The sequence below is a fragment of the Stenotrophomonas sp. YJH_SMC_12-1 genome (genome assembly GCF_059370935.1).
Genome location: NZ_JCAFUD010000003.1, coordinates 342,157 through 356,271 on the forward strand (window position 1 = coordinate 342,157; position 14,115 = coordinate 356,271).

Sequence of the window (14,115 nt, forward strand, 5' to 3'; positions counted from 1 at the left end):
GATGAACGACCTGTCCCGCCAGGCAACACGCCTTGAAGCCATCGAAGGCAGCTACGACAAGTGGCTGCTGGGCGCGATCATCGCGCTCACCGGCGTGGGCGTGGTGATGGTGGCGTCCAGCTCGATCGCCTTGATGAGCAGTCCGTTCTACTACCTCAACCGCCACCTGATCTTCCTGGCGGTGGGTATCGTGCTGGCGGTCATCGCCGCCCGCACTGAACTGAAGTCCATCGAGCAGTACAACCAGATGCTGCTGCTGGGCTGCTTCGTGCTGCTGCTGGCGGTGTTCGCACCGGGCCTGGGCAGCACCGTCAACGGTGCGCGCCGCTGGATCAACCTGGGCATCTCCAAGTTCCAGACGGTCGAAGCAGTGAAAGTGCTCTACATCGTCTGGCTGTCCAGCTACCTGGTGCGTTTCCGCGACGAGGTCAACGCGACCTGGCCGGCGATGCTCAAGCCGCTGGGCGTGGCCGGGGCGCTGGTGGTGCTGCTGCTGCTGCAGCCGGACTTCGGCTCGTCCACCCTGCTGCTGGCGATCACCGCCGGCATGCTGGTGCTGGGCGGGGTGAACATGCCGCGCATGTCGATGCCGGTGATCATCGGCCTGGTCGGCATGAGCGCACTGGCGATCATCGAGCCGTACCGCATGCGCCGCATCACGTCCTTCCTGGACCCATGGGCCGACCAGCAGGGCGACGGCTACCAGCTGTCCAACGCGCTGATGGCGGTGGGCCGTGGCGAGTGGACCGGCGTCGGCCTGGGCAACTCGGTGCAGAAGCTGTACTACCTGCCCGAAGCGCATACCGACTTCATTTTCTCGGTCACTGCCGAGGAATTCGGCTTCCTGGGCACCTGCGTGATCGTGGCCCTGTACGCGCTGCTGGTCGGCCGGACCTTCTGGCTGGGCATGCGCTGCGTGGAGATGAAGCGGCACTTCTCCGGCTACATCGCCTTCGGCATCGGCCTGTGGATCAGCATGCAGACCTTCGTTTCGATCGGCGTGAACCTGGGCATCCTGCCGACCAAGGGCCTGACCCTGCCGCTGATCTCTTCCGGCGGCTCGTCGGTGCTGATGACCTGCGTGGCGATGGGCCTGCTGCTGCGCGTGTCCTATGAACTCAAGCGCGCCGAGCGCCGCCAGGCCGTGCGCATCGGCGGCAGCGAAGACGCCGCTGCCGAGCCGAGCGACGAGCCGGCCGCGCCGGTGGCCGCCAGCGTACCGATGAGCTCCGAGCCGGTGGCTGCCGCTGCAGCGAACGCTGCGCGTGGCACCAGCCGCCTGCAGTCGCGCATCGAACCGACCTTCGGCAGGCTGTCATGAGCACAGCCACCGACAACGTGCGCCCTGTGATGATCCTGGCCGGTGGTACCGGCGGTCACATCTTCCCCGGCCTGGCCGTGGCCCGCGTGCTGCGCGCGCGCGGCGTGCCGGTCACCTGGATGGGCGCCGACGGTGCGATGGAAACCCGTCTGGTGCCGCAGCACGACATTCCGATCGACACGCTGGCCATCACCGGCCTGCGCGGCAAGGGCAAGCTGGCCCTGCTGGGCGCGCCGTGGCGGCTGATGCGCGCGCTGCGCGCGGCCGGCATGATCATCCGCAAGCGCCAGCCGCGTGCGGTGGTGGCCTTCGGTGGATTCGCCTCCGGTCCCGGCGGCATGGCCACGCGCCTGCATGGCCTGCCGCTGATCGTGCATGAGCAGAACCGCGCACCGGGCCTGACCAATCGCATCCTGTCGCGCTATGCACGCCGTCTGCTGACCGGCTTCCCGGGCACCTTCGCCAAGGGCGAGGAGTTTGTCGGCAACCCGGTGCGTGCGGAGATCGCCGCCATCGCACCGCCGGAACAGCGCTTCGCCGACCGCCAGGGTCCGCTGCGCGTGCTGGTGGTGGGCGGCAGCCAGGGTGCACGCGCGCTCAATACCGGCGTGCCGCAGGCCATCGCTGCGCTGGGCGCCACAGTGCCGGTGCAGGTGCGTCACCAGAGCGGCGAGAAGATGCATGCCGAAGCGGTCGAGGCGTATGCCAAGGCTGGTGTGCAGGCGGAGATCACCCCGTTCATCGCCGACATGGCCGAGGCATTTGCCTGGGCCGATCTGGTCGTATGCCGCTCCGGCGCGTCCACGCTGGCCGAGCTGTGCGCGGTCGGTGTCGGCAGTGTGCTGGTGCCATTCCCCGCTGCCGTCGACGATCACCAGACCCGCAATGCGGAGTACCTGGTCGAGCGCGGCGCGGCGGTTTTGCTGAAGCAGGACGGAACGCTGGCCGAAGGCATTGCCTCACTGCTGCGCGATCTGTCCGAAAATCCCGCCCGCCGCATGCAGATGGCGCAAGCCGCGCGTGCCTTGGCCAAGGTCGATGCCGCCGAGCGCATCGCCGATATCATTCTTGAGGAAGCTGTATGAAGAAGGCATGCCAGCGCGCCTGCCCTGCGCGAGGCCGCGCATGATCCGCCGCCTGCACGACACCAACGACCTGGTGCGCGCATTCCCGCGCGTGCATTTCGTCGGCATCGGCGGCACCGGCATGAGCGGTATCGCCGAAGTGATGCTGACGCTGGGCTATGAAGTGTCCGGTTCGGACAACGCCGACAACGTGGCGACCCGCCGCCTGGCCAGCCTGGGTGCGCGCATCATGCGTGGCCACTCGGCGGCCAACGTGCTGGGCACCGACTGCGTGGTGGTCTCCAGCGCCATCCGCGAAGACAACCCGGAACTGATGGAAGCGCGCAGCCAGCGCATTCCGATCATGCCGCGTGCGGCCATGCTGGCCGAGCTGATGCGCTTCCGTCGCGGCATCGCCGTGGCCGGTACGCATGGCAAGACCACCACCACCAGCCTGACCGCTGCGGTATTGAGCGAAGGTGGCCTGGACCCGACGTTCGTGATCGGTGGCCAGCTGCTGGCCGCTGGCGCCAACGCCAAGCTGGGCGGTGGCCAGTGGCTGGTGGCCGAGGCTGACGAAAGCGATGGCAGCTTCCTGCGCCTGAACCCGCTGATGTCGATCATCACCAACATCGATGCCGATCATCTGGAGAACTACGGCAACGACTTTGCCCGCGTGCAGGCGGCGTTCGCCGAGTTCCTGCAGCGCCTGCCGTTCTATGGCCTGGCGGTGCTGTGCATCGACGATCCGGAAGTGGCTGCGCTGGCCGCCAGGACCCCGCGCCACGTGATGAGCTACGGCATGAGCCCGCAGGCCGACGTGCGCGCCGAGAACGTGGTGCAGGAAGGGTCGCGCATGCGCTTCACCCTGCGCCTGCCGCAGGGCACCAGCCAGGAAGTGGTACTGGCACTGCCGGGCAGGCACAACGTACTCAACGCACTGGCCGCCGCCGCAGTGGGCTGGCAGCTGGGCGTGGCCCCGGACGCCATCGCGCGTGCGCTGGAAGGCTTCGCCGGTGTCGGCCGTCGCTTCAACGATCTGGGCGAAGTGACCACCGCCAGTGGCGCCAAGGTCCGCATCATCGATGACTACGGTCATCACCCGAGCGAGCTGGAAGCCGTGTTCGCCGCCGCCCGTGGTGGCTGGGCCGACAAGCGCCTGGTGGTGGCCTTCCAGCCGCACCGCTACAGCCGAACCCGCGACCAGTTCGACAAGTTCGCCGCGGTGCTTTCCAGCGTCGATGCGCTGGTGCTGAGCGAGGTCTACCCGGCTGGCGAGGAACCGATTGCCGGTGCCGACTCGCATGCGCTGGCCCGCGCCATCCGCGCACGCGGCCGCAGCGAACCGGTGGTGGTTGGCAAGGCCGCCGAGCTGGCCAGCGTGCTGCCGGACGTGCTGCAGGACGGTGACCTGCTGCTGATGATGGGGGCGGGCGACATCGGCGCCGTGGCTACCCACATCGCGGTGGAAGGCTTCAAGGGGGAGGGCGAGGCGTGAGCGCGCTGACCTTCCCGCCGCTGCGCGTGACCGACCCGGCCGTATTCGGTCGCGTCGCCGTGCTGCTCGGTGGCACTTCCAGCGAACGCGAGGTGTCGCTGGATTCCGGCCGCAACGTACTGGAAGCACTGCAGTCGCGCGGTGTCGATGCGTTCGCGGTGGATGGCATTCCGGCGCTGGCCAAGGCGCTGGCCGCCGGCGGCATCGACCGTGTGTTCAACATCCTGCACGGCCACAACGGTGGTGGTGAGGACGGCATCGTGCAGGGCCTGATGGACGCTTTCGGCGTGCCGTACACCGGCTCGGACGTGCTGGGCTCTGCGCTGAGCATGGACAAGATCCGTACCAAGCAGGTGTGGTTGTCGCTGGGCCTGCCGACCCCGCAATACCGCAAGGTCGACGCATCGAACGTGCATGCACTGGCGGCCGAGCTGGGCCTGCCGGTGGTGGTGAAGCCGGCCAACGAAGGCTCCAGCGTGGGCATCAGCCGGGTCACCGACGACGCCGGCCTGGATGAGGCCGTGGCCCTGGCTGCGCGCTACGACGGCCAGCTGCTGATGGAGCAGATGGTGGTCGGCGACGAACTGACCGTGGCCATTCTCGGCGACGTCGCGCTGCCGTCGATCCGCATCGTGCCCAAGGGCCAGTGGTACGACTACAACGCCAAGTACATCGCCGAGGACACCCAGTACCTGTGCCCGGGCCTGGACGGTGGCGACGAAGAGGAAATCCGCCGCATCGCGCTGGCCGCGTTCCGCGCTGCTGGCTGCCGTGGTTGGGGCCGCGTGGACGTGATGCGCGACCGCAGCAGCGGCCGCTTCTTCCTGCTGGAAGTGAACACCGCGCCGGGCATGACCAGCCATTCGCTGGTGCCCAAGGCCGCAGGCCAGGCCGGCATCAGCTTCGAAGAGCTGGTGTGGCGCGTGCTGGAACAGACCCTGGAGGCCTCGCACGCATGAACGCGGTGCTGCGCATCTTCGTCTGGCTGTTGGCGCTGTCGGTGGTTGCACTGCCGGTGGTGGCCGTGGTCAATGGCTGGGTCGGCGCCGAGCGCTGGCCGCTGGCGAAGCTGCGCGTGCATGGTGAGTTCAAGCGGGTGCCGGCCGAACAGCTGCAGCAGGTGCTGTTGCCGTATGCGCGCGCCGGCTTCTTTGCGGTCAAGCTGCAGGACGCGCAGGACGCGCTGGAACAGCTGCCGTGGGTGGAAAGCGCGCAGGTGCGCAAGCAGTGGCCGGACGTGCTGGAGGTGACCCTGGTCGAGCACAAGCCGTTCGCGCGTTGGGGCAGCGACCGCCTGGTTTCCGAGCAGGGCAAGTTGTTCCCCACGCCGAAGAAGCTGGCCGACCTGGCGCTGCCCGAACTGGATGGCCCGGACAGCCAGACAGAAGAAGTGATGAAGCTGTACAGCGACTCGCGTGCATTGTTCGCACCGGCCGGCGTCGACGTGCGCCGGGTGACGATGGATGCACGCGGCAGCTGGTCGCTGGTGCTGAGCAACGGCACCGAAGTGGTGGTCGGCCGTGACGACGCGCGCTCGCGCATGCAGCGCTTCGTCAAGGTGCTGCCGCAGCTGAACCGTCAGGACGCGCCGATCGAGCGCGCCGACCTCCGTTACACCAATGGTTTCACGCTGAGCTGGGGTACCCCGGCCACGCCGGCGAAAACGCCGGCGACCCCGGCCAGAAGCACGCAGGAAAGGACATGAATCGCAAGGGTGACAAATCGCTGATCGTTGGCCTGGACATCGGCACCTCCAAGGTGGTGGCGCTGGTGGGCGAGTATTCGCCGGGCAACCCGATCGAAGTGATCGGGATCGGCTCGCACGAGTCGCGCGGTTTGAAGCGCGGCGTGGTGGTGGACATCGAATCGACCGTGCAGTCGATCCAGCGCGCGGTGGAAGAAGCCGAGCTGATGGCCGGCTGCGAGATCCGCTCGGTGTACGCCTCGATCTCCGGCAACCACGTGCAGTGCAAGAACTCGCCGGGCATCGTGCCGATCCGCGACGGGGAAGTGACCTGGGGCGACCTGGATCGCGTGCTCGATGCGGCCAAGGCGGTGGCGATTCCGGCCGACCAGAAGATCCTGCACGCGATCCCGCGCGAGTACGTGCTGGACGATTCGCAGGAAGGCATCCGCAACCCGGTCGGCATGACCGGCGTGCGCCTGGAGGTGCATGCGCACCTGGTGGTGTGCGCACAGTCGGCCGCGGCCAACATCAGCAAGTGCGTGCAGCGCTGCGGCCTTCAGGTGGATGACTTGGTGCTGTCCTCGCTGGCCTCCAGCGTTGCGGTGCTGACCGCCGACGAACGCGAGCTGGGCGTGGTGCTGGTCGACATGGGCGCCGGCACCACCGACATCGCGGTGTTCGTGCAGGGCGCGATCTGCCACACGGCTTCGTTGCCGATCGCCGGCGACCACGTCACCAATGACATCGCGCACATGCTGCGCACGCCCACCCCGGAAGCCGAGCAGATCAAGGTGCGCTACGCCTGCGCCCTGGCCCAGCTGGCCACCGCCGAGGAAAGCATCCAGGTGCCGTCGGTGGGCGACCGTCCGCCGCGCCGCATGCCGCGCCATTCGCTGGCGCAGGCGGTGCAGGGCCGTTACGAGGAAATCTTCGAGATGGTGCAGGCCGAACTGCGCCGCTCCGGCTTCGAGGAACTGGTGCGCGCCGGCATGGTGCTGACCGGTGGCGCGTCGAAGATGGAGGGCGTGGTCGAACTGGCCGAGGAAATGCTGCAGATGCCGGTGCGCGTGGGCATCCCGCAGCACGTCACCGGCCTGGGCGAAGTGGTCGGCAACCCGGTGCACGCCACCGGCGTGGGCCTGCTGCTGATGGGCAGCCAGATCGAGCACCCGCGGCGGCCGTCGCTGCCGACCGGGCGCGCCGGAAGCATGTTCAAGAAACTCAAGACCTGGTTCCGCGGCGAGTTCTGACGCGGAACCCGTAACACCGGGGGTCACCCCGGCGCAGCACCTGCAGTACCCGCATCACAACGCAGCAACGCAATACACAACCCACACAGCCGCAACGGCAACATGACACGCGAAGGCAGGAGGCCCGACCGTCCATGCCACCGACAAGCGGATACAACGAGGACACGGACATGGCGCATTTTGAACTGATCGAAAAGATGGCACCCAATGCGGTGATCAAGGTGGTTGGCGTGGGCGGCGGCGGCGGCAATGCCGTGGCGCACATGGTCAACTCGGCGGTGGACGGCGTGGAATTCATCACCGCCAACACCGACTCGCAGGCCATCAAGAATTGCGGTGCCAAGCTGCAGCTGCAGCTGGGTACCAACGTGACCAAGGGCCTGGGCGCAGGCGCGAACCCGGAAGTCGGCCGCCAGGCCGCGCTGGAAGACCGTGAGCGCATCATGGACGCCCTGCAGGGCGCGGACATGGTGTTCATCACCGCCGGCATGGGCGGTGGCACCGGCACCGGCGCTGCACCGGTGGTGGCGCAGCTGGCCAAGGAGATGGGCATCCTGACCGTGGCCGTGGTCACCAAGCCGTTCCCGTTCGAAGGCCGTCGCCGCATGCAGGTGGCGCTGAAGGGCATCGAGGAACTGAGCCAGCACTGCGACTCGCTGATCACCATCCCGAACGAGAAGCTGATCACCGTGCTGGGCCGCAATGCGACCATGATCCAGGCCTTCCGCGCCGCCAACGACGTGCTGCAGGGCGCCGTGCAGGGCATCGCCGACCTGATCGTGCGTCCGGGCCTGATCAACGTCGACTTCGCCGACGTGCGCACCGTCATGTCCGAAATGGGCCTGGCGATGATGGGTACCGGCACTGCCCGTGGCGATGACCGCGCCCAGGCCGCTGCCGAATCGGCCATCCAGAACCCGCTGCTGGACGACGTGAACCTGGCCGGTGCCAACGGCATCCTGGTCAACATCACCGCCGGTGCTGACTTCACCATGGCCGAGTTCGACGAGATCGGCCGCACCATCGACGGCTTCGCTTCGGAAGACGCCACCGTGGTGGTCGGCACCGTGCTCGACCCGGACATGCAGGACGAAGTGCGCGTGACCGTGGTTGCCACCGGCCTGAACCGCGTGTCGGCCAGCAAGGCCCAGCGTCCGGGCGAGCGCGCGCCGATCAAGCTGGTCCGCAACGCCACCACCGGCCAGCCGGAGTTCGGCGACTTCGACAACGGCGGCGACGCCGTGTCCAAGGCCATCGGCGGCATGGGCCTGGGCCTGCGTCGCGCCAGCAGCGATACCGCGGCGGCTTCGGCCCCGTCGGCGCCGTCCTCTTCGGCCCCGGCCGCGGCAGAACTGCCGAACGATTACCTGGACATCCCGGCGTTCCTGCGCCGCCAGGCGGACTGAGCGGGCCGGCCCGGGGTTGTCCTCCCCGGGTTGCGCCACCATGTCCTGAAAACGCGGGCGCCGGGCCAGGATGGGCCCGGCCGCCCTGCTTCATGTGCGTCCCATTGGCGCGCCGGTGTGTCCTGCCTGCCTTTCAGCCGGGGTAGGGGACCGTGCGTGTTAATCTAATGTGTCACTTCCGGTCCATCCCCCATGATCCAGCAACGCACCCTCAAGAACACGATCCGCGCCACCGGCGTTGGCCTGCACAGCGGTGACAAGGTCTACATGACCCTGCGCCCGGCACCGGTCAACCATGGCATCGTGTTCCGCCGCGTGGACCTGGACCCGGTGGTGGAAGTGCCGGCCAAGGCCGAGCTGGTCACCGAAGTGACCCTGTGCACCGGCCTGACCTGCAACGACGCCAAGATCCAGACCGTCGAACACCTGATGTCGGCGCTGGCCGGCCTGGGCGTTGACAACATCATTGTCGAACTGTCCTCGGCCGAGCTGCCGATCATGGACGGTTCGGCCGGCCCCTTCGTGTTCCTGCTGCAGTCGGCGGGCATCGTGGAACAGGATGCGCCCAAGCGCTTCATCCGCGTGCTGAAGACCGTGGAAGTGACCGAGGGCGACAAGGTGGCCCGCTTCAGCCCGTACGAGGGCTACAAGCTGGGCTTCACCATCCAGTTCGACCACCCGATGATCCCGGCCAAGCAGTCGCGCCAGGAAATCGAGTTCTCGACGCTGGCCTACACCAAGGAAATCTCCCGCGCGCGCACCTTCGGCTTCATGCGCGACCTGGAATACATGCGCGAGCGCAACCTGGGCCTGGGCGGTTCGATGGACAACGCCATCGTGCTGGACGAGTTCCGCGTGCTCAACGAAGACGGCCTGCGCTATGCCGACGAATTCGTACGCCACAAGATCCTCGATGCGATCGGCGACCTCTACCTGGCCGGTGGCCAGGTGCTGGGTGCCTACGAAGGCTTCAAGTCCGGTCACGCCCTCAACAACAAGCTGGTGCGGGCGCTGATGGCCGACGCCACTGCCTGGGAATGGGTCAGCTTCGACTCGCCGGCGACGCCGGATCCGGTCGAATATGCCACTCCGGCCTACGCCTGATTTCTGTAGGCTGTTGAATTTAAAGACAAAAACGCCGCCTTCCAGGGCGGCGTTGTCGTTTCAGGCGTGTTCGGCGCATTCAGCATGCTTGACACGCGTCAAGGCCGGTTCGAGGTCACGGTTTTGTGAACCTGTTGGATCGGAAGCCTGAATTTAACGCAGTTTTAACAACAATCTAACGACAGGCCCCCGGATGGCAGCTAGGATGCGACCCGGCCCCCGAAATGTTTCACGCCGTGGTGACACGCGCGACGGGGAGCGGAGCCGGATGCTCCGTTGTCGTCAGGACCGCTTCTTCGGCTTCGAAGGAACGTCCTGCAGGCAAGCCAAGGCGTCGCGTAGCCCTTTGTGCGTGGCGGCTGAAACTGCGTGGGGTCCATTCCGGTTGTCGAGCGCTGGGGAGCGCGTGGGAGTGGGAGACGCAGTCTTGATGGTCACCCTGGTGGCCTTCAGCCCGATGGAACGGGCCGCGTCGAGCAACTGGGCTTCGGCAAGCCGCAACTTGGCATGCCAGACCGGGGACTCGACGAGAAAAACGAGGTGTTCCCCGTCCACATTGGCCAGCCGGCAACGGCTGCGCAGAGGTGGCGGCAACTGGGGGCGCAACTGACGGTCCAGCGCGTCGAGCCACAAGGCACGCCGCAGCGGGTTCCCGCTTTTGTCCGCCATCACCGCATCCAGCGCCGGCTTCGGCACTGACGCGGGGCGAACGCTGGATTTCGGCTCAGACATGAAAACTCACTGATGGCATTCAAAAAGATCGTAATCAAAACGCGTGAAGGACAGGCCAAGTCGTCGCCGATCGCGCGTTTGCGGTTCTATTTCGAGGACCGCCCCCGCGCCCTGCTGGGCAGCGTGCTCGGGGTAGGCTGCATTATCGGCCTTGCTGGCGGCATTGGCGCCAGCGCGCTGAATGATTCCCGGCTGCAGGCCAAGGTTGAGCGCCAGGATGCGGAACTGGCCAAGGTCAAGCGCGATGCGCAGACCCAGGTCAACGCGCTGGCGGCACGCCTCGGCGAGCTGCAGGCGCAGGCTACCCGCCTGAACGCCCTTGGCGAACGGCTGACCCAGATGGGCAAGCTGGAAGACGGCGAGTTCGACTTCAACGAGACCCCTGGCCTCGGTGACGGCGATGCCGGCGGCCCGACCAGCGACATCCCGGTCAAGGACGTCAACGCCGACTTACAGGTGCTGGAGCAGCGTTTCGCTGCTTCAGGCCGCCAGTTGTCGGTGATGGAATCGCTGATGTTCGACCACCAGCTGCAGCAGAACGCCGTGCCGTCGCGCATGCCGATCCGCAACAGCTACGTGACCTCCGGCTTCGGCACCCGTGCCGACCCGTTCGGCCGCGGTGCCGCCACCCACAAGGGCATGGACTTCCACGCCAAGGTCGGTGACCCGGTGATGGCCGTGGCCGAGGGCGTGGTCAGCTTCGCCGGTGTGAAGGGCGGCTACGGCAACGTGGTCGATGTCGACCACGGTAATGGCTACGTCACCCGCTACGCGCACAATTCGCGCCTGGTGGTGAAGGCCGGTGACCTGGTCCGTGCCGGTCAGGAAGTGGCCAAGGCCGGTTCCACCGGACGTTCGACCGGCGCCCACGTGCACTTCGAGGTGTGGGAGAACGGCAACGTGGTCAACCCGCGCAAGTTCCTCGGCGACGGCGGCAACACGCCGGTCGGCCGCGTCAGCCGCGGCTGATGCCCGGGTCGGACTCCTTCCGCGCTGCGGGAGGGCTCTGACCCGATGCGGTTGATCTGGTAGTGCCGGCCGCTGGCCGGCAATCCGCGACGCTGCCGAAGATCATGAGGTTGCCGGCCAGCGGCCGGCACTACCCCTCGGGGTTGAAACCTCAGCCGCCCGTCCCAAGCTACAATGGGTGTTGCCATCGACAGGGCGCCAGGCGCCCTGTTTCGTTTGCGGCGGACGGATCCCAAGGGGGAGGCCGGGCGTCGTGTCCATCCAACCCGGTTCCTTCAATGATCAACAGCCTGCTTACCCGCGTATTTGGCAGTCGTAACGAACGACAGCTGCGCCAGCTCAACCGCATCGTCGCCAAGATCAATGCGCTGGAGCCGGAGATCGAGAAGCTTTCCGACGAGCAGCTTCAGGCCAAGACGCCGGAGTTCAAGCAGCGCATCGCTGACGGTGAAGCCCTGGACAAGGTGCTGCCGGAAGCCTTCGCGGTCTGCCGCGAAGCCGGCCGCCGCGTGCTGGGCATGCGCCACTACGACGTGCAGCTGATCGGCGGCATGGTGCTTCACCTGGGCAAGATCGCAGAAATGCGCACCGGTGAAGGCAAGACCCTGGTGGCGACCCTGCCGGTGTATCTCAACGCGCTGGAAGGCAAGGGCGTGCACGTGGTCACCGTGAACGACTACCTGGCCCGCCGCGACGCCGCGCAGATGGGCAAGCTGTACAACTGGCTGGGCCTGAGCGTGGGCGTGGTCTACCCGGGCATGCCGCACAGCGACAAGCGCGAAGCCTATGCTGCGGACATCACCTACGGCACCAACAACGAATTCGGCTTCGACTACCTGCGCGACAACATGGCGCTGTCCAAGGCCGACCGCTACCAGCGCGGCCTGCACTACGCCATCGTCGACGAAGTCGACTCCATCCTGATCGACGAGGCGCGTACCCCGCTGATCATCTCCGGCCCGGCCGACGATTCCCCGGAGCTGTACATCCGTGTCAACCGCGTCGTGCCGCACCTGGTCAAGCAGGAAGCGGAAGACGGCGAGGGCGACTTCTGGGTCGACGAGAAGGGCAAGCAGGTGCACCTGTCCGAAGCGGGCATGGAGCACGCCGAGCAGCTGCTGGTTGAAGCCGGCATCCTCAACGGCGAAACCGAAGGCCTGTACGCGGCGCAGAACCTGACCGTGGTCCACCATCTCAACGCCGCCCTGCGCGCGCACGCGATCTACCAGCGTGACGTTGACTACATCGTGCGCGACGGCGAAGTGGTCATCGTCGACGAGTTCACCGGCCGTACCCTGGCCGGCCGCCGCTGGTCCGATGGCCTGCACCAGGCGGTGGAAGCGAAGGAAGGCGTGCCGGTACAGCGCGAGAACCAGACGCTGGCGAGCATCACCTTCCAGAACCTGTTCCGCATGTACAAGAAGCTGTCCGGCATGACCGGCACGGCCGATACCGAAGCCTTCGAGTTCCAGAGCATCTACGGCCTGGAAGTGGTGGTGATCCCGACCAACCGCCCGACCATCCGCAAGGACAGCCCGGACCAGGTGTTCCTCAACCGCAAGGGCAAGTTCAATGCGGTGCTGGCCGACATCGAAGAGTGCGCCAAGCGCGGCCAGCCGGTGCTGGTCGGTACCACCTCGATTGAAACTTCGGAAATGCTGTCCGAGCACCTGAGCAAGGCCGGTGTGAAGCACGAAGTGCTCAATGCCAAGCAGCACGATCGCGAAGCGACCATCGTCGCCAACGCCGGCCGTCCGGGCGCGGTGACCATCGCCACCAACATGGCTGGTCGTGGTACCGACATCGTGCTGGGCGGTTCGCTGGAAGCGGAGATCCACGCCCTGGGCGAAGACGCGACCGATGAACAGAAGGCCGCGGTCAAGGCCGAATGGCAGAAGCGCCACGAGGCAGTGAAGGCTGCCGGCGGCCTGCACATCGTCGGCACCGAGCGCCATGAATCGCGCCGTATCGACAACCAGCTGCGTGGCCGTTCGGGCCGCCAGGGTGACCCGGGTTCGTCCCGCTTCTACCTGTCGCTGGAAGACAACCTGATGCGCATCTTCGCCTCCGACTGGGTGCAGAAGGCCATGCGCATGATGGGCATGAAGGAAGACGACGTCATCGAAGACCGCCTGGTCAGCCGCCAGATCGAGAAGGCGCAGCGCAAGGTCGAGGCCCACAACTTCGACATCCGCAAGAACCTGCTGGACTTCGACGACGTCAACAACGACCAGCGCAAGGTGATCTACGCCCAGCGCGACGAACTGCTGGACGCCGAGTCGGTGAAGGATAACGTCGACGGCATCCGCGACGATGTGATCTTCGACGTGGTGGCCCGCTTCGTGCCGCCGAACTCGATCGACGAGCAGTGGGACCTGCGTGGCCTGGAAGCGACCCTGGAGTCGGACTTCGGCCTGCAGATGTCGCTGACTGACCTGGTCAAGGAGCACGAGGAGCTGGATGCCGAGGCGATTGCCGCCAAGGTACAGGAACGCGTCAACCAGCACTTCGCCGAGAAGGAAGCCGGCGTGGGCGAAGAGACCATGCGCGCACTGGAGAAGCACGTGATGCTGACCGTGCTGGACCAGAGCTGGAAGGAGCACCTGGCGCGCATGGATTACCTGCGCCAGGGCATCTACCTGCGTGGTTACGCGCAGAAGCAGCCCAAGCAGGAATACAAGAAGGAAGCCTTCGAGCTGTTCTCGGACATGCTGGAGAACGTCAAGCGCGAAGTGGTGACCCTGCTGTCGCGCGTGCGTATCCGCAGCGACGAGGAAGTGCAGGCGCTGGAAGCGGCCGAACGCCAGCAGGCCGAAGCCCGCCTGAGCCAGTCGCAGTTCCAGCACCAGGACGTGGGCGGCTACAGCGCCGACGAGGAAGCCGCGCAGGTGCAGGCTGCCCAGCAGGGCGTGGCGCAGATGCAGCGCGACGAGCCGAAGATCGGCCGCAACGATCCGTGCCCGTGCGGCAGTGGCAAGAAGTACAAGCACTGCCACGGCCAGCTGAGCTGATGCCGAAGAGCCCCGCGAAAGCGGGGCTTTTCGTTTGTGGCAGGGGAGTCGCAGCGGATCCGTGATTGCGCCG

10 protein-coding genes and 1 pseudogene are annotated in these 14,115 nt (G+C 66.6%); 10 read left to right on the forward strand and 1 reads right to left on the reverse strand.

All coding sequences use genetic code 11. The features are described 5' to 3' along the window. The first annotated feature begins 1 nt into the window (after window position 1). The 8 genes and pseudogenes from ftsW to lpxC all read left to right on the forward strand — a co-directional run bounded on the left by ftsW (window position 2) and on the right by lpxC (window position 9,330). On the forward strand, window positions 2-1,321 hold the full coding sequence (gene ftsW / locus AC5P8Y_RS07675) for a putative lipid II flippase FtsW (RefSeq protein ID WP_049433197.1): 1,320 nt from the start codon (window positions 2-4) through the stop codon (window positions 1,319-1,321). Further along, window positions 1,318-2,406 (forward strand): undecaprenyldiphospho-muramoylpentapeptide beta-N-acetylglucosaminyltransferase, encoded by a 1,089-nt coding sequence (gene murG / locus AC5P8Y_RS07680; RefSeq protein ID WP_033834435.1) that lies wholly within the window; start codon window positions 1,318-1,320, stop codon window positions 2,404-2,406. The genes ftsW and murG overlap by 4 nt, the downstream gene beginning before the upstream one ends. A 40-nt stretch (window positions 2,407-2,446) precedes the next feature. Then, window positions 2,447-3,883 (forward strand): UDP-N-acetylmuramate--L-alanine ligase, encoded by a 1,437-nt coding sequence (murC, locus tag AC5P8Y_RS07685; protein ID WP_005408080.1) that lies wholly within the window; start codon window positions 2,447-2,449, stop codon window positions 3,881-3,883. Continuing rightward, a complete protein-coding gene (locus tag AC5P8Y_RS07690) occupies window positions 3,880-4,842 on the forward strand; it encodes a D-alanine--D-alanine ligase (protein ID WP_049402364.1) in 963 nt (320 codons plus the stop codon). Before murC ends, AC5P8Y_RS07690 begins: the two co-directional genes overlap by 4 nt. Beyond that, window positions 4,839-5,516: pseudogene (locus tag AC5P8Y_RS07695) on the forward strand (cell division protein FtsQ/DivIB); the annotation flags it as partial. The gene AC5P8Y_RS07690 and the pseudogene AC5P8Y_RS07695, both read left to right, overlap by 4 nt. 68 nt (window positions 5,517-5,584) lie before the next feature. Further along, window positions 5,585-6,820 carry a cell division protein FtsA gene (gene ftsA, locus AC5P8Y_RS07700; RefSeq protein WP_005408083.1) on the forward strand — a complete coding sequence of 412 codons (1,236 nt, stop codon included), beginning with the start codon at window positions 5,585-5,587 and terminating at the stop codon, window positions 6,818-6,820. Window positions 6,821-6,990: 170 nt separating this feature from the next. Further along, window positions 6,991-8,226: a cell division protein FtsZ gene (gene ftsZ / locus AC5P8Y_RS07705; RefSeq protein ID WP_495201889.1), complete on the forward strand. Its 1,236-nt coding sequence runs from the start codon at window positions 6,991-6,993 to the stop codon at window positions 8,224-8,226. A gap of 192 nt (window positions 8,227-8,418) precedes the next feature. After that, window positions 8,419-9,330 carry a UDP-3-O-acyl-N-acetylglucosamine deacetylase gene (lpxC, locus tag AC5P8Y_RS07710; RefSeq protein WP_005408085.1) on the forward strand — a complete coding sequence of 304 codons (912 nt, stop codon included), beginning with the start codon at window positions 8,419-8,421 and terminating at the stop codon, window positions 9,328-9,330. Between the two features lie 282 nt (window positions 9,331-9,612). Here the strand turns inward: lpxC and AC5P8Y_RS07715 are convergent, their stop codons facing one another. Further along, window positions 9,613-10,062: a DciA family protein gene (locus AC5P8Y_RS07715; RefSeq protein ID WP_005408086.1), complete on the reverse strand. Its 450-nt coding sequence runs from the start codon at window positions 10,060-10,062 to the stop codon at window positions 9,613-9,615. Window positions 10,063-10,074: 12 nt separating this feature from the next. On the opposite strand from AC5P8Y_RS07715, the gene AC5P8Y_RS07720 reads away from it, so the two are divergent. Beyond that, window positions 10,075-11,031: a M23 family metallopeptidase gene (locus tag AC5P8Y_RS07720; RefSeq protein ID WP_033834438.1), complete on the forward strand. Its 957-nt coding sequence runs from the start codon at window positions 10,075-10,077 to the stop codon at window positions 11,029-11,031. A 278-nt stretch (window positions 11,032-11,309) separates the two neighbouring features. Next, the gene (gene secA / locus AC5P8Y_RS07725; RefSeq protein ID WP_495201890.1) at window positions 11,310-14,042 is read left to right on the forward strand and encodes a preprotein translocase subunit SecA; all 2,733 of its coding nucleotides are present in this window, start codon (window positions 11,310-11,312) and stop codon (window positions 14,040-14,042) included. Window positions 14,043-14,115: the final 73 nt, after the last annotated feature.

Bases quoted from the DNA above. Each gene is read 5' to 3' on its own strand.
- ftsW (WP_049433197.1), top strand. From the start codon at position 2: ATGAACGACCTGTCCCGCCAGGCAACACGCCTTGAAGCCATCGAAGGC.
- murG (WP_033834435.1), top strand. From the start codon at position 1,318: ATGAGCACAGCCACCGACAACGTGCGCCCTGTGATGATCCTGGCCGGT.
- murC (WP_005408080.1), top strand. From the start codon at position 2,447: ATGATCCGCCGCCTGCACGACACCAACGACCTGGTGCGCGCATTCCCG.
- ftsA (WP_005408083.1), top strand. From the start codon at position 5,585: ATGAATCGCAAGGGTGACAAATCGCTGATCGTTGGCCTGGACATCGGC.
- ftsZ (WP_495201889.1), top strand. From the start codon at position 6,991: ATGGCGCATTTTGAACTGATCGAAAAGATGGCACCCAATGCGGTGATC.
- lpxC (WP_005408085.1), top strand. From the start codon at position 8,419: ATGATCCAGCAACGCACCCTCAAGAACACGATCCGCGCCACCGGCGTT.
- AC5P8Y_RS07715 (WP_005408086.1), bottom strand. From the start codon at position 10,062: ATGTCTGAGCCGAAATCCAGCGTTCGCCCCGCGTCAGTGCCGAAGCCG.
- AC5P8Y_RS07720 (WP_033834438.1), top strand. From the start codon at position 10,075: ATGGCATTCAAAAAGATCGTAATCAAAACGCGTGAAGGACAGGCCAAG.
- secA (WP_495201890.1), top strand. From the start codon at position 11,310: ATGATCAACAGCCTGCTTACCCGCGTATTTGGCAGTCGTAACGAACGA.